General features: G+C 53.6%; 25 protein-coding genes. 7 read left to right on the top strand and 18 right to left on the bottom strand.

What is annotated here, in order from left to right:
• Positions 1 to 78: 78 nt before the first annotated feature.
• From accD to pdxB, 5 genes are all read right to left on the bottom strand, one after another.
• Positions 79 to 993, bottom strand: coding sequence for an acetyl-CoA carboxylase, carboxyltransferase subunit beta (accD, locus tag HV243_RS07810; protein WP_016153859.1), 915 nt, complete (start codon positions 991 to 993; stop codon positions 79 to 81).
• 149 nt (positions 994 to 1142) lie between these two features.
• A complete protein-coding gene (locus tag HV243_RS07805; protein ID WP_016153860.1) occupies positions 1143 to 1802 on the bottom strand; it encodes a DedA family protein in 660 nt (219 codons plus the stop codon).
• Between the two features lie 24 nt (positions 1803 to 1826).
• Positions 1827 to 2639 carry a tRNA pseudouridine(38-40) synthase TruA gene (gene truA / locus HV243_RS07800; RefSeq protein ID WP_016157050.1) on the bottom strand — a complete coding sequence of 271 codons (813 nt, stop codon included), beginning with the start codon at positions 2637 to 2639 and terminating at the stop codon, positions 1827 to 1829.
• The gene (locus HV243_RS07795; RefSeq protein ID WP_016157051.1) at positions 2639 to 3652 is read right to left on the bottom strand and encodes an aspartate-semialdehyde dehydrogenase; all 1014 of its coding nucleotides are present in this window, start codon (positions 3650 to 3652) and stop codon (positions 2639 to 2641) included. The genes truA and HV243_RS07795 overlap by 1 nt, the downstream gene beginning before the upstream one ends.
• A gap of 67 nt (positions 3653 to 3719) precedes the next feature.
• Complete coding sequence (gene pdxB, locus HV243_RS07790) at positions 3720 to 4856, bottom strand: 4-phosphoerythronate dehydrogenase PdxB (protein WP_016153863.1); 1137 nt, start codon at positions 4854 to 4856, stop codon at positions 3720 to 3722.
• Positions 4857 to 4964: 108 nt separating this feature from the next.
• On the opposite strand from pdxB, the gene flk reads away from it, so the two are divergent.
• Entirely contained in the window at positions 4965 to 5966 is a 1002-nt protein-coding gene (flk, locus tag HV243_RS07785) for a flagella biosynthesis regulator Flk (RefSeq protein WP_053389555.1), read from the top strand.
• Here flk and HV243_RS07780 read toward each other — a convergent pair.
• The gene (locus HV243_RS07780; RefSeq protein WP_016153865.1) at positions 5963 to 7141 is read right to left on the bottom strand and encodes an MFS transporter; all 1179 of its coding nucleotides are present in this window, start codon (positions 7139 to 7141) and stop codon (positions 5963 to 5965) included. The genes flk and HV243_RS07780 overlap by 4 nt on opposite strands.
• 179 nt (positions 7142 to 7320) lie before the next feature.
• Entirely contained in the window at positions 7321 to 7698 is a 378-nt protein-coding gene (locus HV243_RS07775; protein WP_016157053.1) for a hypothetical protein, read from the bottom strand.
• A 173-nt stretch (positions 7699 to 7871) separates the two neighbouring features.
• Between HV243_RS07775 and HV243_RS07770 the strand changes: the two genes are divergently transcribed.
• From HV243_RS07770 to HV243_RS07760, 3 genes are all read left to right on the top strand, one after another.
• A complete protein-coding gene (locus HV243_RS07770) occupies positions 7872 to 8123 on the top strand; it encodes a helix-turn-helix domain-containing protein (protein ID WP_016153867.1) in 252 nt (83 codons plus the stop codon).
• 155 nt (positions 8124 to 8278) lie between these two features.
• Positions 8279 to 8647 (top strand): NlpC/P60 family protein, encoded by a 369-nt coding sequence (locus tag HV243_RS07765; protein WP_016153868.1) that lies wholly within the window; start codon positions 8279 to 8281, stop codon positions 8645 to 8647.
• Positions 8647 to 9171 (top strand): YbjP/YqhG family protein, encoded by a 525-nt coding sequence (locus tag HV243_RS07760; protein WP_047358791.1) that lies wholly within the window; start codon positions 8647 to 8649, stop codon positions 9169 to 9171. The genes HV243_RS07765 and HV243_RS07760 overlap by 1 nt, the downstream gene beginning before the upstream one ends.
• A gap of 53 nt (positions 9172 to 9224) precedes the next feature.
• Here HV243_RS07760 and fabB read toward each other — a convergent pair whose 3' ends face one another.
• Positions 9225 to 10445 (bottom strand): beta-ketoacyl-ACP synthase I, encoded by a 1221-nt coding sequence (gene fabB, locus HV243_RS07755; RefSeq protein WP_016157055.1) that lies wholly within the window; start codon positions 10443 to 10445, stop codon positions 9225 to 9227.
• Positions 10446 to 10604: 159 nt separating this feature from the next.
• Here fabB and mnmC point away from each other — a divergent pair, with 159 nt between their 5' ends.
• Entirely contained in the window at positions 10605 to 12605 is a 2001-nt protein-coding gene (gene mnmC, locus HV243_RS07750) for a bifunctional tRNA (5-methylaminomethyl-2-thiouridine)(34)-methyltransferase MnmD/FAD-dependent 5-carboxymethylaminomethyl-2-thiouridine(34) oxidoreductase MnmC (RefSeq protein ID WP_047358770.1), read from the top strand.
• A 120-nt stretch (positions 12606 to 12725) separates the two neighbouring features.
• Here mnmC and HV243_RS07745 read toward each other — a convergent pair whose 3' ends face one another.
• The 6 genes from HV243_RS07745 to prmB are packed head-to-tail and all read right to left on the bottom strand — an operon-like array spanning position 12726 to position 17279.
• Positions 12726 to 13004 carry a YfcL family protein gene (locus HV243_RS07745; RefSeq protein WP_016157057.1) on the bottom strand — a complete coding sequence of 93 codons (279 nt, stop codon included), beginning with the start codon at positions 13002 to 13004 and terminating at the stop codon, positions 12726 to 12728.
• A 32-nt stretch (positions 13005 to 13036) separates the two neighbouring features.
• Entirely contained in the window at positions 13037 to 13585 is a 549-nt protein-coding gene (locus tag HV243_RS07740) for an elongation factor P hydroxylase (RefSeq protein ID WP_016153873.1), read from the bottom strand.
• Positions 13585 to 14394 carry a sulfite exporter TauE/SafE family protein gene (locus tag HV243_RS07735; RefSeq protein ID WP_016153874.1) on the bottom strand — a complete coding sequence of 270 codons (810 nt, stop codon included), beginning with the start codon at positions 14392 to 14394 and terminating at the stop codon, positions 13585 to 13587. The genes HV243_RS07740 and HV243_RS07735 overlap by 1 nt, the downstream gene beginning before the upstream one ends.
• Complete coding sequence (gene mepA / locus HV243_RS07730) at positions 14394 to 15218, bottom strand: penicillin-insensitive murein endopeptidase (protein ID WP_053389551.1); 825 nt, start codon at positions 15216 to 15218, stop codon at positions 14394 to 14396. The genes HV243_RS07735 and mepA overlap by 1 nt, the downstream gene beginning before the upstream one ends.
• 3 nt (positions 15219 to 15221) lie before the next feature.
• Positions 15222 to 16307: a chorismate synthase gene (gene aroC, locus HV243_RS07725; protein ID WP_003028170.1), complete on the bottom strand. Its 1086-nt coding sequence runs from the start codon at positions 16305 to 16307 to the stop codon at positions 15222 to 15224.
• Between the two features lie 39 nt (positions 16308 to 16346).
• Complete coding sequence (prmB, locus tag HV243_RS07720) at positions 16347 to 17279, bottom strand: 50S ribosomal protein L3 N(5)-glutamine methyltransferase (RefSeq protein WP_016157058.1); 933 nt, start codon at positions 17277 to 17279, stop codon at positions 16347 to 16349.
• A gap of 166 nt (positions 17280 to 17445) precedes the next feature.
• Between prmB and smrB the strand changes: the two genes are divergently transcribed.
• Positions 17446 to 17997, top strand: coding sequence for an endonuclease SmrB (smrB, locus tag HV243_RS07715; protein ID WP_016153877.1), 552 nt, complete (start codon positions 17446 to 17448; stop codon positions 17995 to 17997).
• 80 nt (positions 17998 to 18077) lie between these two features.
• Here smrB and sixA read toward each other — a convergent pair whose 3' ends face one another.
• The 4 genes from sixA to HV243_RS07695 form a co-directional block, all read right to left on the bottom strand.
• Positions 18078 to 18563, bottom strand: a complete 486-nt coding sequence (gene sixA, locus HV243_RS07710; RefSeq protein WP_003028179.1) for a phosphohistidine phosphatase SixA — start codon at positions 18561 to 18563, stop codon at positions 18078 to 18080.
• 208 nt (positions 18564 to 18771) lie between these two features.
• On the bottom strand, positions 18772 to 20919 hold the full coding sequence (gene fadJ, locus HV243_RS07705) for a fatty acid oxidation complex subunit alpha FadJ (protein WP_053389552.1): 2148 nt from the start codon (positions 20917 to 20919) through the stop codon (positions 18772 to 18774).
• A complete protein-coding gene (fadI, locus tag HV243_RS07700) occupies positions 20919 to 22229 on the bottom strand; it encodes an acetyl-CoA C-acyltransferase FadI (RefSeq protein ID WP_016153879.1) in 1311 nt (436 codons plus the stop codon). Before fadI ends, fadJ begins: the two co-directional genes overlap by 1 nt.
• A gap of 176 nt (positions 22230 to 22405) precedes the next feature.
• Positions 22406 to 22690 (bottom strand): YfcZ/YiiS family protein, encoded by a 285-nt coding sequence (locus HV243_RS07695; protein WP_003834838.1) that lies wholly within the window; start codon positions 22688 to 22690, stop codon positions 22406 to 22408.
• A 371-nt stretch (positions 22691 to 23061) separates the two neighbouring features.
• Between HV243_RS07695 and fadL the strand changes: the two genes are divergently transcribed.
• Positions 23062 to 24342, top strand: coding sequence for a long-chain fatty acid transporter FadL (fadL, locus tag HV243_RS07690; protein ID WP_053389553.1), 1281 nt, complete (start codon positions 23062 to 23064; stop codon positions 24340 to 24342).
• Positions 24343 to 24381 lie beyond the last annotated feature (39 nt).

Raw genomic sequence — 24381 nt, 5'->3', positions numbered from 1 at the left:
AATCACTTACCTGTGTAAGCTCATCGGGATCAACTCTCTTATCGCCTGCCTGCAACCCGAAACCCATAGAGTAAACTATCAGGCCTCTGATTCCTGATCGGGAACCGGAGGTACCACCTCGCCTTCACGCGGCTCATCCGGATTCGGCGTAGGAAGATTCATCAGCTTCGCCAGAATGCTTGCCAGTTTCAGGCGCATTTCCGGACGACGAACGATCATATCGATAGCGCCTTTTTCAATCAGGAACTCGCTACGCTGGAATCCCGGCGGCAGTTTCTCACGTACGGTTTGCTCGATAACACGCGGACCAGCAAAGCCGATCAGTGCTTTCGGTTCTGCAATGTTGAGATCGCCCAGCATCGCGAAGCTAGCAGAAACACCGCCCATTGTTGGGTCGGTCAGTACAGAAATATACGGTAAACCGCGTTCCTGCATTTTCGCCAGCGCAGCAGAGGTTTTCGCCATCTGCATCAGAGACATCAGCGCTTCCTGCATACGCGCCCCGCCAGAGGCGGAGAAACAGATCAGCGGACAGTTATCTTCCAGCGCCTGCTCAACGGCACGGACAAAACGCGCGCCGACCACAGAGCCCATGGAGCCGCCCATAAACGCGAACTCGAATGCAGCAGCAACGACCGGCATACCGTGCAGCGTGCCTTTCATTACCACCAGCGCATCTTTCTCGCCAGTTTCTTTCTGCGCAGAAGCCAGTCTGTCTTTGTACTTTTTGGAGTCACGAAACTTCAGCACATCTTTCGGCTCAAGCTCGCTACCCAGTTCCACAAGAGAACCTTCATCTAACAGGCTATGCAGGCGATTGCGCGCCGACATGCGCATATGATGGTCACACTTCGGACAGACCTCAAGATTACGTTCCAGCTCAGCACGGTATAAAACCTGACCGCAGCTATCACACTTGGTCCACACCCCTTCAGGAATGCTTGCCTTGCGGGTGGGAGTAATGTTGCTTTTAATTCGTTCAATCCAGCTCATTGGTGACCTTTCTGCCTGAACCCTAGTCAGCTTTGTTATAAGGGGCGCATAATGCCATTTTTGCCCCTAACAGACCATGAATGTTGCACATTAAAACATAACAGCCCGAAACTTTGGATAAAAAAGTGGTCGAACCGCTGAGTTACTTTCTATTTTGCAGCCCGTGACGCAGCGCGTTTATGGCGAATCACTTCAATTATGCCCGGCAATACGGAAAGGACGATGATCGCCACAATCAGTAATTTCAGGTTTTCCTGAACGATCGGCAGATCGCCGAACAGATAGCCTGCATAGGTGAACAGCAATACCCACAGCAGCGCGCCTGCGACGTTATACATCGCAAAGTGACGGTAGGACATGTGCCCCATACCGGCAACAAACGGTGCAAATGTACGCACAATAGGTACGAAACGCGCGAGGATAATCGTTTTGCCGCCATGACGCTCGTAGAACGCATGGGTTTTATCCAGGTAACTGCGACGGAAAATTTTAGAGTTCGGGTTACTGAAGAGTTTTTCACCGAACAAACGGCCAATCGTGTAGTTCACCGCATCGCCGATAATCGCCGCCACAATCATCAACATCACCATCAGATGAACATTGAGATCGTTAGTTGGCAGCGCAGAAAGCGCGCCAGCGACAAACAGCAGCGAGTCTCCCGGCAGGAACGGCGTCACCACCAGCCCGGTTTCGCAGAACAGGATCAGAAACAGAATCGCGTATACCCAGATACCGTATTCCGCAACCAGCTCCGCCAGATGCACATCAATGTGCAGGATAAAATCGATAAGAAAGTAAATCAGGTCCATAGTTTTGCCTTTATACGACTCAAATTAGTCCGCCAGAAATAGCGGGCCCATAGGCGGTTTTGGCAGGTCGAACCGTTCCGGGTAATCTACTGCAACCAGATACAGTCCTTCCGCTTTCGCCGTTGCCGCTGCCAGCGTTCTGTCCTTCGCCGCTAGCAGTTCTGCTATCCAGCTCTCCGGCTGGTTGTTGGCGCCTACTTCCATCAGGCTGCCGACAATATTCCTGACCATATGATGTACAAAGGCATTCGCTTTAATATCCACCACCACATATGCACCAAAACGTTCAACGTTAATGTGCATCACGTTACGCCACGGTGTGCGCGACTGACACTGCACCGCCCGAAACGAAGTAAAATCATTTTCGCCAATCAAACACTGGGCCGCACGATGCATACGCTCAGCGTCCAGCGGTTCATAGTAATGGGTTACCCCTTTACCTAAAACCGCAGGGCGCAACCGATGATTGTAGATGATGTAGCGATAACGGCGAGCCGTAGCGCTAAATCGGGCATGGAAATCATCGGGTACAGCTTTCACCCAGCGCACAGCAATGTCACCAGGTAAATTCGCATTTACCCCCAGTGTCCAGGCTGCATCTTTACGCTGGGCAGTCGTTTCAAAGTGCACGACCTGCCCTGTGCCATGAACGCCCGCATCCGTGCGTCCCGCACAAAAGACAGTGATGCGTTCATTCGCCACCTGAGAGAGCGCTTTTTCCAGTTTTTCCTGAACGCTACGCACTTCGTTCTGGCGCTGCCAGCCATAATATTTGCTGCCGTCATACTCAATGCCCAGCGCAATTTTATGGGTTGACGGCTGTTGCAGGTCAGACATTAGTACAGGTACTCCTGCACCAGTTTTTCCGCAATTTTTACCGCCATCAACGCACCGCCAAAGCGTACGTTGTCTGCCACAGACCAGAACTGAACCTGTTCCGGCATCCCATAATCGTTATGCACACAGCCAACTGAAAGGTGCGGAGTACCTGACGCATCGCCAACCTGCGTCGGGATATAGGTCTCTTCTGACAACACTACGTCCTCACCGCGTGAAAACGCATCGCGTGCTTCTTCCGCCGCCAACGGACGCAGAGCTTCAAAATTCACCATCTGTGCGTGGCCATAAAATACCGGCGACTGCACGATGCTGGCGGAGATAAGTAGCCCGTCGTCCTGCATAATTTTGCGCACTTCATCGACGATACGGCGCTCTTCGCGCACGCTACCTTCGCGATCCGGCAGCAGCGGCAGCATGTTGAACGCCAGCTGACGGCCAAAGAAATCGTCATCGTCAATCGGGATGCCGTTCAGTAGTTTCGCGCTCTGTCCGGCAAGCGCATCTACGGCTTTTTTACCGTGAGCGGAAGCGGAAATAATATTGGTCACCGTAATACGTGACAGCCCGCCGTCATCAATTAGCGGCTTCAGCGCAGACAGCAGTTGGCTGGTCAGGCTGGAAGGGACCGCAATCACATTGCGGTTGCGGTAATCCGCCAGTACGAACGGGTTAACGTCCGGAACCACCAGCGGAACGTCCGGCTCAAGCGCGAACAGGCCACTGCTGTCGATAACCAGGCAACCGGCATTGGTCGCTTCTTCCACCCATGCGGCGGTGGCTTCAGCGCCCGCAACAAAAAATGCCAGTTGCGCCTGCGTCCAGTCAAAGTCTACAACGTCCTGAACAAGGACCGATTTACCGTTAAAACGCAGATGCTCACCTGCGCTTTCATTACGCGCCAGCGCATAAATTTCACCGACCGGGAACTGGCGTTCAGCCAGCGTATCGAGCAGGGCTTCGCCTACGGCGCCCGTTGCGCCCAGAATGGCAATATTCCAGCCTTCAGACATGGTGATTTACTCCAGAAATACGTAAGCGTCCCTGTCGCATTATTCGACAGGGAGCATTAAGAAGACATTAATGTGCCGGGTGATAAACAGCGTTAAAACCCAGCTTACACAGCAAGGCAGCAGCCGTTGCGTCGTCACACATCACGTATAAAGACGACCATTCACGGCGCTCAAGATAATTTTTACGCAGCTTATCAAACTCACCCGGAATTCCAGCGACTTTACGCAGCGGCGCATCATCGCGGCGCACATCATACACTAAATGCACCAGCCTTTTCAGCGTTGGCTGATCTAACGGGCCATGCAGAGTGATACGACCAAATTCCGGCGCAGGTAACAGGGTATTGAGCGCAACGTGTTGTTCGCGACCAATAAACTTGCTAAAAGCCTCAAAGACCTGCGTGGTGCCGCGCGCTTTTCCTTCCAGGGTATACCCGGCAATGTGCGCCGTGCCGATATCGGCTTTCTCCAGCAATGCCACATTGAGATCCGGCTCCCCTTCCCAGACATCCAGCACGACGCTCAGCGACTGCCCGGCATTCAATCGGTTCAGCAATGCCGTATTGTCGATGACCGGCCCGCGGCAGGCGTTGATCACAATGGTGCCCGGCTTCAGCCGGCTAATCAGCGCATCATCTGCCAGGTGCAGCGTTTTGTACGGTCCGTCTTTAAACAGCGGCGTATGGAAAGTCAACACATCGGCTTGCTCTACCAGTTCGTCGAGCGAGCGGAAATCTCCCTCGTCACCGCGATCGGCTCGCGGCGGATCGCACAGCAGCGTGCGGATCCCCAGTGCTTCCAGACGTGCCTGCAAACGTCCGCCCACATTGCCCACGCCTACGATGCCTACAGTACGATCGCGTAACGCAAACCCGTCGCGCTCCGCCAGCATCAGCAACGCTGAAAAAACATATTCTACGACCGCAATCGCGTTACAGCCGGGCGCTGCGGAAAAGCCGATCTTCGACTGCGCAAGCCAGGCTTCATCCACATGGTCCGTGCCTGCGGTTGCCGTGCCGACAAATTGAACCGGTTTTCCGCTAAGCAGTGATTCATTTACTTTCGTCACCGAGCGCACCATTAAGGCATCCGCATCATCCAGTTCGGCAACGGGAATCGGGCGACCGGGAACCGCTTTGACCTCCCCCAAACGACTGAACAGTTCGCGGGCATAGGGCATATTTTCATCAACGAGGATTTTCACGTCTTTCGCACCTGTTTGAGAACGAGAGTTAACCGGGCAAGTGTGCCATAATCTCGCCGCCAGGCATACTGCGAGACCTGGTCAGCACAGATTTAAGGAACAGAGATGATGCAGCCCATTTCAGGTACACCCGCACGCCCTCCCGGCGAAGGCCAAAATGCCCCTTCTGCTGCGGGTGAACAACCGTTATCCACACAACAACGTACCGTGCTGGAACGACTGATTACCCGTCTGATTTCACTCACCCAACAGCAAAGCGCCGAGGTGTGGGCCGGAATGAAGCACGATCTGGGCGTCAAAAGTGATACGCCGCTGCAATCACGTCACTTTCCTGCCGCGGAGCAAAACCTGAATCAGCGGCTGGGTGTTGCTCAGCAAAATCATGCTAATCGTCAGGTTCTCTCACAGCTCACTGAATTACTGAGTCAGGGAAATAACCGCCAGGCGGTAAGTGATTTTATCCGTCAGCAGTATGGGCAAACGGCGCTCAGCCAGCTCACGCCTGAGCAGTTGAAGAACGTGCTCACGCTGCTGCAACAAGGGCAGCTTTCTATACCGCAACCGCAACAGCGCCCGGCCACCGATCGTCCGTTATTACCCGCAGAGCACAATACGCTGAACCAGTTGGTTACCAAACTGGCGGCGGCTACGGGAGAGTCAGGTAAGATGATCTGGCAGTCAATGTTAGAGCTGTCTGGCGTAAAAAGCGGTGAGCTGATCCCCGCCAAACAGTTTACTCATCTGGTCACCTGGCTGCAGGCGCGCCAGACGCTCAGCCTGCAAAGCGCCCCGACGCTACAAACGCTCCAGGCGGCCCTGAAGCTGCCATTAGAGCCGAATGAGCTGACGGCAATAAAAGAGTACGCGCAGCAGACGTATCAGATCCAACCGCAAACGATTCTGACCACAGTGCAAGTGCAGGACTTGCTGAATCAAATCTTCCTGCGCCGCGTAGAACGGGAACGCGAGCTTAACGATCCGCGCCATCTTCAGCCTATTTACAGCCCGTTCGCGCCGATGATTGAAACGGTAAAATCTCTGTCGGCACGACCGGGACTGCTGTTTGTCGCGTTAATGATCGCATTAGCCATTTTCTGGCTGGCCGCTTAACCTTTGCGCAGCGTAAGCAGCGTCACGACAATCCCCACCACGGCGGATATCGCTCCGGCAAGGAATACCGAGGGATAACCGTACGCGGTGGCCAGCACCCCGGCGACCGGGCCGCTTATGCCGTAGGAGATATCCTGAAACGCGGCGTAACCGCCCAGCGCCGTACCGCGAACCTGCGCGGGCACTCGCTTCACAACCTCTACGCCCAATGCCGGGAAGATAAGCGAACACCCTGCCCCGGTTAGTGCCGCCCCGAGCAGCGCAATCCATGCTGATGGGGCCTGCCACAGCAGAATCAGTCCCGCGGTTTCAACCAGTAAGGAGACAACGGCTACCTTCACGCCTCCGAACCGATCCGGCATCCAGCCAAACAGAATGCGCATCAACACAAACGCCCCGCCAAACGCGGTCAGGGTGAACCCCGCCATCGTCCAGCCGTTGCTGACAAAATAGAGTGAAATAAACGTACCGATCACCGCAAAGCCAACGCCCTGCAGCGCCAGGCCCAGGCCCGGTTTCCAGATAAGCCCTACCACGCTCCATAACGAAGGGCGTTCTCCTGCATGAGCAGGCACTTTGCGAACGGTGCCGTTGAATGCCCATGCCAGCAGCGGTAATACCATTGTCGTTCCCGCCAGCGCCGCGAAGCCAAAGTGGCTATGGATCAGCAAGCCCAGCGGCGCACCGGCGGCCAGCGCACCGTAAATCGCCATCCCGTTCCACGACATCACCTTACCCGAGCGTGTTGGACCGACCAGCCCAAGCCCCCAGGTCAGCGTTCCGGTGAGCAGTTGGCTTTCGCCAAAACCAAGGATCAAACGCCCGACGATTAACAATGCAAATTTTACAGGGACAGAAACAGGCAATAGCGCGGCTAACAGCCACGCCGCGCCCGCCAACCCACAGGCAAACATCCCCTGTAGCGCCGAACGTTTGGCGCCATATTGATCGGCTAAGCGCCCAGCGTAGCCGCGCGTTAATACCGTTGCCAGAAACTGTACGCCTACGGCGATACCAACCATGGTGTTGCCATAGCCCAGCTCCTGATGCACAAACAGAGGAATAACGGGCAAAGGTAGACCGACCGTCATATAGGTCAGGAAAACTGCAAAAGCGATACGAAACAGCGAAAAGTTCGCCGAAGGTGTTTTTTCTTGTTGGGTTACAGCTGTCATGCGTTACTCCAAAATGCAGAGTAAGGCGAGGAATGTCCACGCCCCCTCTACCTGACTTTCAGGATTAAGGTGCGTTGGATAACGTTAAACGCTTACGCATTATCAGATAGATAATGTTGAGTGCGAAGTCTGCCTGTGAGCCACTAAATTTGTCAACCCTGAAATCTCACCAGGTTGGTTCATGGTAAAGACGACTTTTCGTCGAATAAAAAAGGAAATACCGCATCAATTCCTTTTGTGCCAAACAGTCCGGTCACCTGCTTGCGCTGCCCCGGCGTCAGCAGTCTGAACATCATATCCCAGATCTCTTTCGGTTCCGCTTCCTGTACGGAACGGCTCTCTAAGGCCAGCACCTTTTCAGTTTCTTTCAGGTAAGGACGGAGATACAAAGGGAAAATGGAGATATGAAACTCCTCAGCCTTTGATTTAACACGTTTGCGCTTCACGCCCTCTTTGCCTTCACTGTACATGTTTAAACGGGAACGAACCGCAGGCGCGCTTCCTGGAAACCCCGGCAATTCAAGACATTCCTTTACCGTGAACCACTCTTTTGCCATTAGTTTCTTTCCTTTCTGCCTGTGGAATAAAAAATATTTTTTCTTTTGCGCGAAATTTCAGTTTTATTCTGGCAATATTCCAGTGACCAAAAAGAAAGTTACATTCTTTTGTTTCTCTGGTTTATACCCTGAAAAATATCGGCGCCGATAACACATTTCCTTAGGATTACAGAATGGAACACAAAAGCCAAGACTGGCATCGTGCAGATATTAAAAGTGCACTGGAAAAAAAAGGAATCACGCTCAGAGATCTTTCTCGTGCGGCTGGATTATCGCCCGATTCACTGCGCAATGTATTTACCCGAAGCTGGCCCAGAGCGGAGCAGATCATTGCGCAGGCGCTCGAAACCTCGCCAGACGTGATTTGGCCGTCACGCTATCCACGCCAGCAGCCAGAGGATAAAACAAGTAATACTGAATATTAAATAGATCACTCGTAATTTATCGAGCATATAAATTAATAAATATCCCAGCTTAATATATTGAGAATATTAATAGCACTATTTGCCATTTCCAATTGCGTAAATACTGTTAAAGCATCACGTAATTGCTATTACGTATGTTATTAACAGGAGTCGTTATGAGTTGGGATAAAAAGGTGGCGGTCAATTACGCCAAATCGCACGCGAGTTCACATTCACAAGGGCGCTGTGCGGAATATACCCGCAAAGCTGTTCAGGCAGGCGGCGTTACTCTTGGGCGCACTTACCATGCTAAAGATTATGGTCCGATGCTGAAAAACGCCGGTTTCAGCGCCATTGGCGCGCTTGAAGAGCCGCGCGAAGGGGATGTCATCATCATTCAACCTTATGCTAATGGAAACCCGAGCGGTCACATGGCGATATATGACGGTCATGACTGGTATTCCGACTTCAAACAGCGAGACATGTGGGCCGGTCCGGGTTATCGGACCGCAAAGCCGTCATACACCATTTACAGGAAGAAGTAATGAAAGCCTTTCCACTGATTGTTCTCATCCTGCTGATTTGTGGCTGTACCCCTTCTCACCGTGACAGCACGCAGGATGTGAAACAGTTCTATCTTTCGTGGATGAAGAACTACACTCAGGATCCGGATGCGCCCCGCGAAACATCAGCATTACTGCAACGCTATGTCGCCAAAGAGGTTATCGGGCGTCTGGCGCTGATTGATACGCTTTATGAGCAGGAGATCGTGCAAGCGGACTACTTTATGTATGTGCAGGATTACGCACCTGCATGGATCCCGCTGTTGCGGGTTGGACAGGCGCAGCCATTCCTCGGCGGTGAAAAACTGAACCTGCAGTTAGGCACTGAGTCAGCCCCTATTCAACTGGAGGTATATACCCGTTGGGAGGAAGGACGGTGGAAAATTTATCGTGTCCGGGACGCGGGTCGTCATTACGAGCAGCCCATTTACAATGCCGGAGAGATTACGCGAGCCAGAGCATGGTCCGCTGAGATCGCGCCGGAATACGAAAAAATGCCGAAGTAAACACAGTAAAAAGGGAGCCTGTTAGCTCCCTTTTTTCGTATTCAAGCTGAGACTTACGCCTTCAGCTTACGCATAACCAGCGTAGCGTTGGTGCCGCCAAAGCCGAAGCTGTTGGACATCACGGTGGTCAGCGCCTGCTCGGTCGGTTTGGTCACGATGTTCAGACCTGCCGCCTGCTCATCCAGCTCTTCAATGTTGATGCTTGGCGCGATAAAGCCATGTTCCAGCATCAGCAGAGAGTAGATAGCTTCCTGCACGCCAGCCGCGCCCAGTGAGTGACCAGTCATCGCTTTGGTTGCGGAGATTGCCGGGCTGTTGTTGCCAAACACTTCGCGGATTGCGCCCAGTTCTTTCACGTCACCAACCGGAGTCGAGGTACCGTGAGAGTTCAGGTAGTCGATCGGCGTGTCTACACCGTGCATCGCCATCTGCATGCAACGTACTGCGCCTTCGCCAGACGGAGCAACCATGTCTGCGCCATCGGACGTTGCGCCGTAACCGACGATTTCCGCATAGATGTGCGCGCCACGCGCCAGAGCGTGCTCCAGTTCTTCAACCACGACCATACCGCCGCCGCCAGCAATAACGAAACCGTCGCGGTTTGCGTCATAGGTACGGGAAGCTTTTGACGGATCGTCGTTGTATTTGGTAGACAGCGCGCCCATTGCATCGAATTCACACGCCATTTCCCAGCACAGCTCTTCGCCGCCGCCAGCAAAAACGATGTCCTGTTTGCCCAGCTGAATTTGTTCTACCGCGTTGCCGATGCAGTGCGCAGATGTCGCACAGGCAGAACTGATGGAGTAGTTTACGCCGTGGATTTTGAACGGCGTTGCGAGGCAGGCAGAAACGCCGGACGCCATCGCTTTGGTGACCACATACGGGCCAACCGCTTTCAGACCACGTGGGCTACGCATTGCGTCAGCGCCGAACACCTGAAAACGTGGGGAGCCGCCGCCAGAACCTGCAATCAGGCCAACGCGCGGGTTGTTCTGGTAATCTTCTGCAGCCAGGCCGGCATCAGCCACTGCCTGCTCCATTGATAGGAATGCATAGATGGATGCGTCGCTCATGAAGCGCACTACTTTGCGGTCAATGAGGCCAGTGGTATCCAGTTTTACGTTGCCCCAAACGTGGCTACGCATGCCGGAGTCCTTCAGCTCCTGAGAGAAAGTGATCCCTGAACGTCCTTCACGCAGAGATGCCAGGACTTCCTGCTGGTTATTACCGATGCTGGAAACGATGCCCAAGCCAGTAATCACTGCACGTTTCATTCAATACCTCTGTAAGTCGCACTATTTTAAAGTTTCGAGTGGCACAATAGCGTACACTTGTACGCCGAACAAGTCCGATCAGCCATTTTATGTGGAAATTTGCGCAGCCAGGCACTCATCGCTAAGATCGGGGCACAGCCTGTCAGACGAGTAACTTACGTGAAACAATACGCTATACAACCTGCCAACCTTGAATTCAACGCTGAGGGTACACCTGTTTCCCGAGATTTTGACGATGTCTATTTTTCTAATGATAACGGGCTGGAAGAGACACGTTACGTCTTTCTCGGCGGTAACCATCTCGCACAACGATTCCCTGCGCATTCACGTCCTCTCTTCGTGGTGGCAGAAAGCGGGTTTGGCACCGGACTTAACTTCCTCACGCTCTGGCAGGCATTTGCCGATTTTCGCGATACCCACCCAGAAGCTACCCTGGAAAGATTACATTTCATCAGCTTTGAAAAATATCCGCTGACGCGTGAAGATCTCACCTTAGCCCACCAGCACTGGCCAGAACTTGCCCCGTGGGCCACGGCACTGCAAGAACAATGGCCGCTGCCGCTGGCGGGATGTCATCGCCTGCTGCTTGATGATGGGCGCGTCACGCTGGATCTGTGGTTTGGCGATATTAACGAACTGACCAGTACGCTGGATGACTCTCTGAATCAAAAGGTGGACGCCTGGTTCCTGGACGGTTTCGCACCGGCAAAAAACCCGGATATGTGGACGCCAACGCTGTTTAACGCGATGGCCCGACTGGCTCGTCCCGGCGGGACGCTGGCAACCTTTACATCGGCAGGCTTTGTACGTCGGGGGTTGCAGGAAGCCGGATTTACAATGCAAAAATGCAAAGGCTTTGGGCGCAAACGCGAAATGCTCTGTGGCGTGATGGAACAGACTCAGGCGCTCACGTCCTCGGCGCCATGGTTTGCGCGTACGGGAACAGATAAGCGCGAAGCCGCCATTATTGGTGGAGGAATTGCCAGCGCATTGCTGTCACTGGCGTTATTGCGCCGCGGCTGGCAGGTCACGCTGTATTGCGCCGACGATAAACCTGCCGGGGGCGCATCCGGTAATCGCCAGGGGGCGCTCTACCCCCTACTTAGCAAACATGACGCAGCCATTAATCTCTTTTTCCCCACTGCGTTTACCTTCGCCCGACGACTGTATGACGCCCTCCCCGTTGAGTTCGCGCATGACTGGTGCGGCGTGACGCAACTCGCGTGGGATGAGAAAAGCCAGCAAAAAATCACCCAGATGCTGTCCCTTGAACTGCCCACTGCGCTCGCCGTCGGGGTTGACGCACAGCAGGTTTTACAAACGACAGGGGTGGAAACCGGATGCGGCGGGATTCAGTATCCGGCCGGAGGATGGCTGTACCCGGCGCAGTTAACCGCCGCGGTACTGGAGTATGCAACAACCCTGGGATTACGCACCCGCTACCAACATACGCTGGCCTCACTGACTCGCCAGACAGCAAGCTGGCAATTGCAGTTTTCCAGTGGAGAAACCGCCTCTCACGCAGCAGTCGTTCTGGCTAACGGTCATCGCATTAGCGGCTTTGAGCAAACGCAGCCGCTACCGGTGTACTCCGTGGGCGGTCAGGTGAGTCATATTCCCACCACACCTGCACTTTCAGCGCTGCGTCAGGTGCTGTGCTATGACGGCTACCTCACGCCGCACAACCCGCAAAATCAGCAGCACTGCATTGGCGCCAGCTATCATCGAGGGAGTGAAGAGACAGCGTATCGCGAGGACGATCAGCAACAAAACCGTCAACGCTTAATCGACTGCTTCCCGAACGCTGTGTGGGCAAAAGAGGTAGACGTTAGTGACAATGCCGCCCGCTGTGGAGTGCGCTGCGCCACGCGCGATCACATGCCAATGGTCGGCAACGTCGCGGACTATGACGCCACGCTCAGCCAGTACACCACACTTGCTGCAGACAAAGAACACGCCGTAAGCGCGCCGGTTTATTCCGATTTATTTATGCTGGGCGCGCTGGGATCGCGCGGGCTGTGTACTGCCCCGCTGTGTGCAGAAATTCTGGCTTCGCAAATGAGCAATGAACCGATTCCCATGGATGCCAGCACGCTGGCGGCACTAAATCCAAATCGTCTGTGGGTCAGGAAGTTATTGAAGGGTAAAGCGGTGAAATAAAAGGATGGAGTGCCCTCTCGTCATGGCCTGATGACGCTACGCTTATCAGGCCTACAACCCCCCAACAAGGTAGGCCGGATAAGACACCAGAGCGTCGCCATCCGGCACAATTTACCGCAATTATTGTGCAGTAGCCTTCTGGAACAGAGTGTCCCACATTTCTTTCACTAACGCCTGGTCACGCGGCGATAGTTCGCCTGCGCTGATGGCTTTTTCCAGGCTGCTGGTCACATTGGCGTACAATGCCTCAGCGGAATGGTCCTCGCCAGCGTCCAGTTCGGCCACGGCCAGCGTCAGGTGTCCACGCAAATAGCCACTGGCAAACAACTCATCATCGCTGGCGTGCTCTACCATATCGTCGATTAATGCCAGAATGCGTGATTCAAACTCCGCGATCATCTTCTTTCCTCATTGTAAACGTGGCAGCGACTTCAGTTGAGCGCCTCGGGCCACGGGAATTGTTCCGCCTTAAGTTCAGGCGTGTGATAATAATTCTGTAACGCGTTAATGAAGCGCGCCGGACGTTCAGGGATCCCCTTTTCCAGGTACTCCATCACCTGAGCATGGACACGGCGCTGGAATACCACGCGATCCGGTTCAAAGTCCCCTTCAAGGTTGTCGCAACTGACGTTAAACGGGTAGCCCGCCGCCATGCAAAACAGCCAGTCAAACGCCTGCGGCTTCACTTCCACATCTTCAAACTGGCATTGCGTCTTCGCGTCGCGTCCGTCCGGACAGTACCAGTAACCGAAGTCGACCAGTTCACGCCGCGCCTTACCGGCGATGCACCAGTGTGAAATTTCGTGTAACGCGCTGGCATAATAGCCATGCGCAAAAACGATACGGTGATATGGTAATTCCGCATCCGCAGGAAGATAGATCGGTTCGTCATCGCCTTTAATCAGACGGGTATTAAATTCATCGGCAAAGCAGCCGTTAAAAATCTCAATTAACTGTTCGTAGTGATGGGTATTATTCATTAGTTCATCCCCAGCCAGTGGAGAATCTCCTGTCCATGATTATCATAAAGTAGCTTGGCGCTCATCACGGCGGAGACAATGACGATCATTGGCCGAATGAGTTTTTGTCCTTTACTGAGCACCAGCCGTGAGCCCATCCGTGCGCCAATAAACTGGCCAATGAGCATCACAAATCCGGTCGCCCAAATCACTTTGCCGCCGAGGGCAAACAGCAACAGCCCGCCGATATTCGATGTGGCATTTAATACTTTGGCGTGGGCCGTCGATTTCGCCAGGTTGTAGCCGCACAGCATGACAAAAGCCAGCGCGTAGAACGACCCCGCAGCCGGACCAAAAAAGCCATCGTAAAAGCCGACGCAGCCCCCGGCCACCAGCGCGAAAGGCAACCCATGCAACCGACGCTGTCGGTCCTCCTCCCCCACTTTCGGCATCAACAGAAAGTAAAGGCCAATACAGATAACCAGAACCGGCAGGATCTGGCGCAGAATATCTGACTGCACGTGCTGAACCAACAGCGCGCCGCTCATTGAGCCGATAAAAGTCATGAAGATATTGAGCTTCTGATCCGCCAGATTAACCACGCCCCGGCGAATAAAATAGAGGGAGGAAGAGATAGATCCTCCGCAGGCCTGTAGCTTATTGGTGGCCAGCGCTTGCGCGGGTGGCATCCCGGCCGCCATCAATGCCGGGATAGTGAGTAAACCACCGCCTCCGGCCAGAGAATCAATAAAACCTGCCAGCATCGCCACGAAAAAAAGCACCCCTAACAGCAGTGGCGACACCATAAACAGAGAGGCAAAATGATCCATTAGAGTACATGCTCGTCCAGTAGCGCCTGGCAGGAAGGCGGCAACGGCGGCGGTGTCTTCTTCTCAGGCTTGGTGGTTCCAGGTTTCGGAGGTTCGAACCAGCTTTGCAGCTCCGCGCCGCAGCCGTCACCCGGTGGTGGTAACGGTTGATCTTCGCACTCAAGACTGTCGGCAGGACAACGCAACCGTACGTGCATATGCGCACGATGCTGGAACCATGGCCGCACTTTACGCAACCAGTCCCTGTCGGTCCCTGCATCCAGACAAAGTTGCTGCTTAATCGCCGGATTCACGAAAATACGCGTGACTTCATTATCTTTTGCCGCCAGCCTGATCAGGCTGAAAATCTCCGGCTTCCAGAGTGACGGCACGACACGTTTGCCATCCTGTGAGACCAGATCTAACGCCTGCGGCCGCAGCAGTTGCGACTGGGTCCAGCGGGTTTTCGGCAATTGCAGGAAAATATCTACATCCAGTCCCGTCTGGTGGCTGGCGTGACCGCCATTGAATCGCCCACCGGCCGGCATGCCCATATCGCCGATTAACACCGTACCCAGCCCCAGATTGTTGGCCTGATTACTCAGACGCTGGATAAACATCACCAGATCCGGATGGCCAAAGTAACGGCGCTGATCGGTGCGCATCACCTGATAGTGTTCTGACTGTACAGGCAGCGTATCTGCGCCAACAATACAGCCATTGGAGAACGCGCCGATAGACTGCGCGCTGCCTGCAACCGGATGGGTAATTTTCTGCCAGGGCGTCGCCGCCAGACAGGCGGTGCTGACAAACAGAGCCAGCGCCGCAAGTGCCGTTTTTTTCATCTCTTACCAGCGTGGAATATCGGTCTTCACGTCCGCATTTTGCGCCCGCTGACGCAGCAGGTGATCCATCAACACGATCGCCAGCATCGCTTCGGCGATTGGCACGGCGCGGATCCCAACACACGGATCGTGACGACCTTTGGTGATCATTTCGACTTCTTCACCAAAGCGATTAATAGTGCGCCCTGGAACGGTAATACTCGAGGTCGGTTTCAGCGCCATATGAGCAATGATTTGTTGCCCACTGCTGATCCCACCAAGAATGCCGCCCGCATGATTACTCTGGAAACCTTCTTTGGTGATTTCATCACGGTTCTGGCTGCCGCGCAGTGCAACAACGTCAAAACCGTCGCCAATCTCAACGCCTTTAACGGCGTTAATGCTCATCAGCGCGTGAGCGATATCAGCATCCAGGCGGTCAAATACAGGTTCGCCGAGACCCGCTGGTACGCCGCTTGCAACTACGGTCACCTTCGCCCCGATGGAGTCGCCCTCTTTCTTCAGCCCACGCATCAGTTCGTCCAGCGCCTCGAGTTTATCCGGATCTGGACAAAAGAACGGGTTAAGTTCCACCTGGGACCAGTCTTTGATCTCCAGCGGAATATCACCCATCTGCGTCAGACAGCCGCGAATTTCAACGCCGAACTTTTCCGCCAGATATTTTTTGGCAATCGCTCCGGCCGCAACGCGCATCGCCGTTTCACGTGCGGATGAGCGTCCGCCGCCACGGTAGTCACGCAGGCCATATTTCTGCTCATAGGTATAGTCGGCGTGTCCTGGACGAAAAACGTCCTTAATCGCGCCGTAATCCTGTGAACGCTGATCGGTATTTTCGATCAACAGGCCAATACTGGTGCCGGTGGTAACGCCCTCGAACACACCGGAGAGGATTTTCACCTGATCCGGCTCACGACGCTGCGTAGTGTAGCGCGATGTGCCCGGACGGCGTCTGTCGAGATCGTGCTGCAGGTCAGCTTCTGTCAGAGAAATGCCCGGCGGAACACCATCGACAATACAACCGAGCGCCAGCCCGTGTGATTCACCGAAAGTGGTTACGCGAAAGAGTTGCCCAATTGTGTTTCCTGCCATCACGGCTCCGTTATGAGTGTTGTGTATGTGCGCGTGTATTTAGTCTTTATAAATGCTGAAGTGCTCGCGAGCAGCAACTAACTGCTCTTTGGTCAGCATGAATACACCTTCACCGCCGTTGTCGAACTCCAGCCAGGTGAACGGTACATCCGGGTATTGCTCTATCAGATGTACCATGCTGTTTCCGACTTCACAAATCAGAATACCGTTATCCGACAGGTAGTCCGGAGCGTTACCCAGAATGCGGCGGGTAAGTTTTAGTCCATCGCTGCCGGACGCCAGACCCAGCTCAGGTTCATGACGATATTCGTTTGGCAGATCGGACATATCTTCCGCATCGACATACGGCGGATTGGTCACAATCAGGTCATACTGGACTTTCAGCAGATCGCGGAACAGATCGGAACGGATCGGCGTAACATGATGGATCAGGCCGTGCTCTTCAATATTGTGTTCGGTCACCGCCAGCGCGTCGGTGGAAATATCCACCGCATCCACTTCAGCCTCCGGGAAAGCATAGGCGCAGGCAATGGCAATACAGCCGCTGCCGGTACACATATCCAGGATATGCTGCGGCTGCTCATTAATAAGGCCCGCAAAGCGGTTATTAATAAGCTCGCCAATCGGCGAACGTGGTACCAACACGCGCTCATCAACATAAAACTCATGCCCGCAGAACCAGGCTTTGTTGGTCAAATAAGCGACCGGAATGCGCTCGTTGACGCGGCGAATCACGCGTTCAACAATGCGATGGCGCTCGCTGGAAGTCAGACGCGCGGTACGCATATCTTCTGGAATATCCAGCGGCAGATAAAGTGACGGCAGCACCAGTTGTACGGCCTCGTCCCATGGGTTATCCGTGCCATGGCCATACCAGATGTTCGCCGCGCTAAAACGGCTGACCGCCCAACGCAACATGTCCTGAATGGTATGCAGTTCACTCACTGCTTCATCGACGAAAATTTTATCCACGTATTCCTCCAGGGCATGCTCGTATTAATTTCGGCGGCTAGTTTGCCACGAAGACGGCGATAAATCAGCATTCACACAGGGCCTGAGCGCGAAAATTGCGTTTTAAGCGATCGGATGCCCGCCGAGTCGGGTTAAACTAACGAAAAATAAAAGATGAGACTCTCGAATGAAAAAGAAAACATCGCTCAGCGAGGAGGATCAGACGCTGTTTCGCCAGCTGATGACCGGCACGCGTAAAATGAAACAGGACACCATTGTTCACCGACCGCTACGTAAAAAAATTACCGAGGTTCCGGTTAAAAGGCTGCTGCAGGAACAAGCTGATGCCAGTCACTATTTCTCGGACGAGTTTCAGCCGCTGCTGAATACGGACGGCCCGGTAAGATATCTGCGTGCCGACGTCAGCCATTTCGAACTGAAGAAAATGCGCCGTGGCGATTACTCCCCGGAGCTGTTTCTCGATCTGCACGGGCTGACCCAGCAGCAGGCCAAACAGGAGTTAGGCGCGCTGATTGCCGCCTGTCGTCGTGAGCATGTGTTTTGCGCCTGCGTAATGCATGGTCACGGAAAACATATTCTTAAGCAGCAAACGCCGCTCTGGCTGGCGCAGCATCCGCACGTGATGGCCTTTCATCAAGCGCCAAAAGAGTACGGTGGCGACGCCGCGCTGCTGCTGCTGATTGAAGTGGAAGAGTGGCAACCGCCCGAACTTCCCTGATCCAGAAAAACAGAAAGAGCCGCATTTGCGGCCCTTTGATTTTCCGGATGACGGCTGTGCCTTATCCGATTCCAGGCTTTTTAAATCGCTTTTGCCATTTTTAGGTTACACGGGCTCATCTGCCAGTTAAAAGTACCCTTCCCGCTCTCATCAAGCGTTACGCTGGCAATCGCTGATGTGGTAAACATCGGCGGTGTTTCGCCTGGGCAAAGTTCAGACACCAGATACCCCACTAAAGGTAAGTGAGAGATGACCAGCGCCGTGGCGATACCTTCATTGGCCAGAGCCTGTAAATAGGCGCTGACCAGACCGACATCGCCGCAGGGAGTCAACTCCGGCAAAACATCCACACCGGTTGGCAGGTTCATACACTCCCCCACCACATCCAGCGTTTGTTCGGCTCGTAGGAACGGGCTCACCAGAACACGTTCGATATCCACTTTTTGACCTTTCAGCCAGTTCGCCATCAGGCGAGATTCGTCACAACCACAGGAGGTTAAGGGACGAACCGAATCACTGGCGGCATCGAGGGCTGCGTCGCCGTGACGCATGATAAAAACTTGCATATTGCACCGCTTTTGTTAACCAGAATCACCGACACCTTTATCCACAGCCCCTATTGACCGTGGTAACGATGTGGTGGCCGGCATTGTGCCTTATCCATTCACCGAATGAAACGCTGTTTTTTACCTCAACGGCGTAAGTATAGTCAATCTCTGTTTACATTTTGAGCGCGACCCATACATTCAGTGCGGATTCATCCTACCTTTGACCTCATGAATTCAGGTCAGTTTCCCCATTACTCCAGAATCTTTCACCGCGTTCCGCCATCTGCAATAACTGCTCACACGGCGTAAACCGCGAGCCGTATTGCGTGGTCAGTCGTTGCAGAGCAGCAACCACTTCACCCGCGCCGAGCGAATCCATATACCGGAACGGGCCGCCGAGGAAGGGCGGAAAACCAATACCAAATACAGCGCCGATATCGCCATCACGCGCGCTGCGGATAATCTTCTCATCGAAACAGCGTGCTGCTTCATTGAGCATTAACATGACGCACCGCTCGGCGATCTGCGCGGCGGTGAGTCGGCCCTGACCCTGGACGCCAATAAGCGTATAAATTGCAGGGTCGACCTGTTTTTTGCTTTTACGCCCTTTCGCTCCATAAAGATAGAAACCCCGACCATTTTTTCTACCTTTGCGATCGTCATTCAAAATTGAAGCAACAACATTTGCAGGCGCGCTAAAACGTTCTCCATATGCAGCCTCAAGCACTGGTATAATTTTAGTGCCCGTGTCAATTCCGACCTCATCCAAAAGTTGGATTGGCCCGACCGGAAAACCAAACTTAACCAGCGCGGCGTCAATGGCTTCAACCCGCTCGCCTTCGGTCAGCATACGAATAGCTTCGTTAATGTATGGCGCTAAAATGCGGTTAACATAAAATCCGGCCTTATCTCTGACCACTATCGGCGTTTTGCCCTGCTTTTTCGCCAGTTTAACGGTTGTGGCAATTGTCTGCTCAGAGGTCGTGGCATGCGGGATAACCTCGACCAGCGGCATTTTTTCCACCGGGCTAAAGAAGTGCAAACCAATTACTTGTTGAGGCCTGGCAGCTTTCGCCGCAATATCGCCAATTGGCAAAGATGAGGTGTTAGAGGCAAAAATGGTATGAGATGCGCAATTTTGCTCAACTTCTGCCACCATCTGTTGTTTTAACGCCAGATCTTCAAATACGGCTTCAATAACCAGATCGCGATGAGCGAAGCCACGGTAATCGGTTGATCCCGAAATCAGCGCCAGCTGTTTATCACGCTCGCTGGCTTTGATATGACGGCGGCGAACCTTCGTTTCAAGCTGATCCCAGCTGTACTTCAGCGCGTGGTTGATTCCCTTGGCATTTATATCTTTGATACGCACTGGCAAGCCGCCTTTACAGGCCGTCACATAGGCAATACCGCCCCCCATCAGACCGCCGCCCAAAATGCCTACACTGTTTAGCGGGCCGGGCTTCACATCACTTCCGGGATCCTTTTTCACATCGGTATTGGCAAAAAAGATGTGCCGCAGCGCCTGAGACTGAGATGTCATCGCCAGTTCGCCAAACGCGCGGGCTTCGGCGTCGTAACCGCTGCTGCTGCCTTGCGCCAGGCCGGTTTCGATGACCTCAAGGATACGTTCTGTTGCAGGGTAGTTGCCCTGCGTTTTTTGCGCCGTCTTTTTACTGGCCATGCGGAATAACAGCGCCCGCCCCAGCGGCCCCGCTAGCACACGCTCTCGCACCGGCAGAGTACGGTGTGCGGGACTATCCTTTTTGGCCAGTTCTACGGCCGCTTCCAGCAAAATGGTATGCGGTACAACTTCATCCACTAAACCCACTTTCAGCGCCTGTTTTGCGCGTAGTTGTTTTCCGGTGAGGATCATATCCAGCGCGGTACTGACGCCAATCAGACGGGGCAACCGCTGGGTACCGCCAGAGCCGGGCAGCAGACCAAGCTGCACTTCCGGTAAACCCAGTACGGTTTTAGCATCATCGGTACAAATACGATTGTGGCACGCCAGCGCCATCTCCAGGCCACCGCCGAGACAGGCGCCATGAATTGCGGCGATAACGGGGATCGGCAAGGCATTAATTTCCGCCATAATCTGCTGCCCCTGGCGTGCCAGCGTTTCAGCTTCCTGCGCGCTGCGACAGCGACCAATCATGTTGATATCCGCCCCGGCAATGAAGTTATCGGGTTTCGCCGAAATGAACACCACGCCGCGTAATGCTTTGTTATCGCGAATTTGTTTCAGAATGACCCGAACCTGAGAGGCAAATTCCGCCTTCAGGGTATTCATTTTCTCTCCGGGCACATCAATGGTAACAACAGCGACGTTATCCAGACGTACGTTTAGCGTAAAAGCCGATGTCATTTCCATTATTCCGCCTCCAGAACCATTGCCGCACCCAGACCACCTGCTGCACAGGCTGTCACTAAACCAAAACCACCACCACGACGTCGTAACTCATGGAGAGTTTGGGTGATCATGCGAGCACCGGTGGCGGCGAAGGGGTGTCCATAGGCAATCGATCCGCCCAGCACGTTAAATTTACTGTCATCAACCTCGCCCGTGGCATGCGCCCTGCCGAGCACTTCGCGGGCAAAACGTTCGCTACCCAGCAGTTGAAGATTCGCCAGCGTTTGTGCGGCAAATGCTTCATGCATATCGATCAGGGTTAAATCAGCCATGGTCAGACCCGCTCTCTCCAGGGCAAGCGGCGTTGACCACGCCGGCCCCAACAGCATGTCCTGCCAGACATCGATGGCGGTAAAGGCAAAACTACGCAGGTATCCCAGCGGCACCAGCCCCAACTCTTTCGCACGCGATTCCGTCATCATAATCACGGCGGCTGCGCCGTCCGTTAGCGGGGTACTGTTCGCCGCGGTAACGGTGCCGTGCTTTCGGTCAAAGGCCGGACGCAGTTTGGCGTAATCGGCCAGCGTAGAGTTACCGCGAATATTGTTATCTTCTGAAAAAGGATCTTTGAAAGGTGGCGCGTAGGTGGTCATCACCTCATCTGCCAGTTTTCCTTCAGACCACGCCTGAGCGGCGCGCTGATGAGAACGGTGCGCCAGGGCATCCTGTTGCTCTCGCGTAATCCCATAAGTTTTGGCCATTTGCTCGGCCGTATCCCCCATGCGTAAACCGGTGGAATACTCGGCGACGGCTGGCGGTACGGGCATCAGGTCACGTAAGCGCAGTCGGGAGAAAAGCTTAAGACGCTGACCGGTGGTCCGGGCCTTATTGACATCCACCAGCACCCGCGCCAGCTTTTTGCTAACGCCAATAGGCAGAACTGACGAGGAGTCCGCACCGCCGGCAATTCCTGCGCGGATAGTCCCCGCCATCAGGCTTTCCGCAACATTCGCCACCGCCTGGAAGCTGGTGGCGCAGGCTCGGCTTACGCTGTAGGCATCGGTGTGCACATTCATCCCGGTTCCCAGCACGATTTCACGAGCAATATTTGGGGCTTCGGGCATTTGCACCACCTGGCCAAAGACCAGTTGCTCAATGACATCAGCAGAAATTTCGCTGCGCGCCAGCAGCTCGCCAACGACCATTTTCCCCAAATCTACGGCGGGAATGCCATGAAACGCGGTTGCCTGGCGGGCAAATGGCGTACGCAATCCGCTTACGATGGCGATGCGATCGCCCTGGCGGGTAACCAGCGGTAAAGCCTGACTCATAACACTCCCCTGTAAAAAATAAAAATAAGTGGTCTGACCTGATCACAGTCTTAACCAATTTTTTACATTTAGCCAAGCAGGGAGAAAAGAAAGTGGGAGCTAAGACACAGTGAATAATCACTGACAGTGACGAAAAAGCCCTTGCTACCGGGTAACAAGGGCTTTTAAAGAAGGGATTAACGCAGACCCAGTTGGAAGATCAGCGTTTCAGCTTCACAGGCAAAAACAAAGTCGATATCCAGACGCACACCTTCAGACTCTTCAGTAAAGGTCGAGGTGATTTGGCAAGGCTCAGATTCCACGCCACGCGCCTTCTCAGTCAGAGCAGCCAGCGTTTCTTCTGCCTCTGCACGATTCGCGAACACACGGCTGTATGACGCGGTGCAATCGGAGTTGTCCATGATGGTGCCAACATCCATACAGCAGCAAACCGGGGTTTCATCAGCACTGCATTTACTCATTGTAGATTTCCTCTGTATTCGCACCTGTGGTGCCAGATAAACGATGGGGATATTTTACGCTCCCATTATTCGCCTCTCCAGTCGTTAATTGTATGAAATGGGATAAGTGACCGAAATCACACTTAAAAATGATCTAAAACAAAAATCACCCAAACAGGTGAGTGTGCATACCCGCAATTTTGCCAGCTGGATCGCGTTTCCGAGATCAGAATTGAAAATATTTATAAACATACTTGCAACATTTCAGCTGGTCAGACCTATACTCTCGGCACTGGTCTGATTTCTAAGTTGTACCTCAGACCCTACACTTCGCGCTCCTGTTACGGTATGTAACATTGTTTGTATAAAAATAAATCAATGAGGTTATGGTCATGAGCCAGAAAACCCTGTTTACAAAGTCTGCTCTCGCAGTCGCAGTGGCAATTATCTCCACACAGGCCTGGTCTGCAGGCTTTCAGTTAAACGAATTTTCTTCCTCTGGCCTTGGCCGGGCATATTCGGGTGAAGGCGCTATTGCAGATGATGCAGGTAACGCCAGTCGTAACCCGGCGCTGATTATGATGTTTGACCGCCCTACTTTTTCAGCGGGTGCGGTGTATATCGATCCAGACGTGAATATTTCCGGTAAATCGCCATATACAGGACGCAGCACCGATGCGGACAACATCGCGCCTACGGCGTGGGTTCCCAATGCTCACTTCGTGATGCCGATCAATGAACAGTTTGGTTGGGGGGCTTCTGTCACGTCAAACTATGGCCTGGCAACCGAATTTAACGACAGCTACATCGTCGGCGAATACGGCGGGAAGACCGATCTTAAAACGGTCAACCTGAACCTGAGCGGTGCCTACCGTCTGAATGATAGCTGGAGCTTTGGCGTTGGTTTTAATGCCGTCTATGCCGATGCAAAAATTGAGCGTTATTCCGGTGAACAAACTGCTGCATTGCCAAAAGTCAGCCAGAAAATTGCCAGCCTGAAAGGTGACGAATGGGGTTACGGCTGGAACGCCGGTATTTTGTACGAGCTGGATAAAAATAACCGCTACGGTTTAACGTATCGGTCTGAAGTCAAAATCGACTTCGATGGCGATTACAAGAGCGGCATCCGCACCCAGGCCAACGCGTTACCTGGCGCAGGCACGGTGTTCCCTTGGGGAACCACCAACGCCACCGTCCCAGGTTCTCTGACGCTTAACCTGCCGGAAATGTGGGAACTGTCGGGTTACAACCGCGTTGCACCACAGTGGGCTATTCACTACAGCATGGCTTACACCAGTTGGAGTCAGTTCCAGGAGCTGAAAGCAACCGGCACCAACGGGCAGACGCTGTTCTATAAAGAAGAAGGGTTCAAAGATTCTTACCGCATCGCGCTGGGTACGACTTATTACATGGATAAAAGCTGGACCTTCCGTACCGGTATCGCCTATGACGATAGCCCGGTTCCTGCGAGCAAGCGTTCCATCTCCATTCCGGACCAGGACCGTCTGTGGCTGAGTGCGGGTACCACTTACGCCTTCAATGATGACGCGTCCATTGACGTAGGCGTTTCTTATATGCACGGCCAGAAAGTGACCGTCAAAGAAGGCCCGTATACTTTCGATTCTGAAGGTAAAGCCTGGCTGTTCGGTACCAACTTCAACTACGCATTCTGATTTTCTTCAGATATAAAAAAGGTGAGCTTTTTAGCTCAC

Origin of the sequence: Citrobacter sp. RHBSTW-00599, assembly GCF_013784065.1 — a bacterium.
Classification (GTDB): Bacteria; Pseudomonadota; Gammaproteobacteria; order Enterobacterales; family Enterobacteriaceae; genus Citrobacter; species Citrobacter braakii.
The sequence above is the reverse complement of the archived record's forward strand: the minus strand, read 5'-3'. Positions and strand labels throughout refer to the sequence as shown.

Excerpts from the sequence above, each read along its gene's own strand:
- smrB (WP_016153877.1), top strand. The coding sequence starts at position 17,446 with ATGAAAAAGAAAACATCGCTCAGCGAGGAGGATCAGACGCTGTTTCGC.
- HV243_RS07765 (WP_016153868.1), top strand. The coding sequence starts at position 8,279 with ATGAGTTGGGATAAAAAGGTGGCGGTCAATTACGCCAAATCGCACGCG.
- HV243_RS07770 (WP_016153867.1), top strand. The coding sequence starts at position 7,872 with ATGGAACACAAAAGCCAAGACTGGCATCGTGCAGATATTAAAAGTGCA.
- HV243_RS07805 (WP_016153860.1), bottom strand. The coding sequence starts at position 1,802 with ATGGACCTGATTTACTTTCTTATCGATTTTATCCTGCACATTGATGTG.
- HV243_RS07760 (WP_047358791.1), top strand. The coding sequence starts at position 8,647 with ATGAAAGCCTTTCCACTGATTGTTCTCATCCTGCTGATTTGTGGCTGT.
- fadI (WP_016153879.1), bottom strand. The coding sequence starts at position 22,229 with ATGAGTCAGGCTTTACCGCTGGTTACCCGCCAGGGCGATCGCATCGCC.
- aroC (WP_003028170.1), bottom strand. The coding sequence starts at position 16,307 with ATGGCAGGAAACACAATTGGGCAACTCTTTCGCGTAACCACTTTCGGT.
- HV243_RS07775 (WP_016157053.1), bottom strand. The coding sequence starts at position 7,698 with ATGGCAAAAGAGTGGTTCACGGTAAAGGAATGTCTTGAATTGCCGGGG.
- truA (WP_016157050.1), bottom strand. The coding sequence starts at position 2,639 with ATGTCTGACCTGCAACAGCCGTCAACCCATAAAATTGCGCTGGGCATT.
- flk (WP_053389555.1), top strand. The coding sequence starts at position 4,965 with ATGCAGCCCATTTCAGGTACACCCGCACGCCCTCCCGGCGAAGGCCAA.
- mepA (WP_053389551.1), bottom strand. The coding sequence starts at position 15,218 with ATGAAAAAAACGGCACTTGCGGCGCTGGCTCTGTTTGTCAGCACCGCC.
- HV243_RS07745 (WP_016157057.1), bottom strand. The coding sequence starts at position 13,004 with ATGATCGCGGAGTTTGAATCACGCATTCTGGCATTAATCGACGATATG.
- HV243_RS07740 (WP_016153873.1), bottom strand. The coding sequence starts at position 13,585 with ATGAATAATACCCATCACTACGAACAGTTAATTGAGATTTTTAACGGC.
- HV243_RS07735 (WP_016153874.1), bottom strand. The coding sequence starts at position 14,394 with ATGGATCATTTTGCCTCTCTGTTTATGGTGTCGCCACTGCTGTTAGGG.
- sixA (WP_003028179.1), bottom strand. The coding sequence starts at position 18,563 with ATGCAAGTTTTTATCATGCGTCACGGCGACGCAGCCCTCGATGCCGCC.
- HV243_RS07695 (WP_003834838.1), bottom strand. The coding sequence starts at position 22,690 with ATGAGTAAATGCAGTGCTGATGAAACCCCGGTTTGCTGCTGTATGGAT.
- fadJ (WP_053389552.1), bottom strand. The coding sequence starts at position 20,919 with ATGGAAATGACATCGGCTTTTACGCTAAACGTACGTCTGGATAACGTC.
- fadL (WP_053389553.1), top strand. The coding sequence starts at position 23,062 with ATGAGCCAGAAAACCCTGTTTACAAAGTCTGCTCTCGCAGTCGCAGTG.
- accD (WP_016153859.1), bottom strand. The coding sequence starts at position 993 with ATGAGCTGGATTGAACGAATTAAAAGCAACATTACTCCCACCCGCAAG.
- fabB (WP_016157055.1), bottom strand. The coding sequence starts at position 10,445 with ATGAAACGTGCAGTGATTACTGGCTTGGGCATCGTTTCCAGCATCGGT.
- HV243_RS07795 (WP_016157051.1), bottom strand. The coding sequence starts at position 3,652 with ATGTCTGAAGGCTGGAATATTGCCATTCTGGGCGCAACGGGCGCCGTA.
- HV243_RS07780 (WP_016153865.1), bottom strand. The coding sequence starts at position 7,141 with ATGACAGCTGTAACCCAACAAGAAAAAACACCTTCGGCGAACTTTTCG.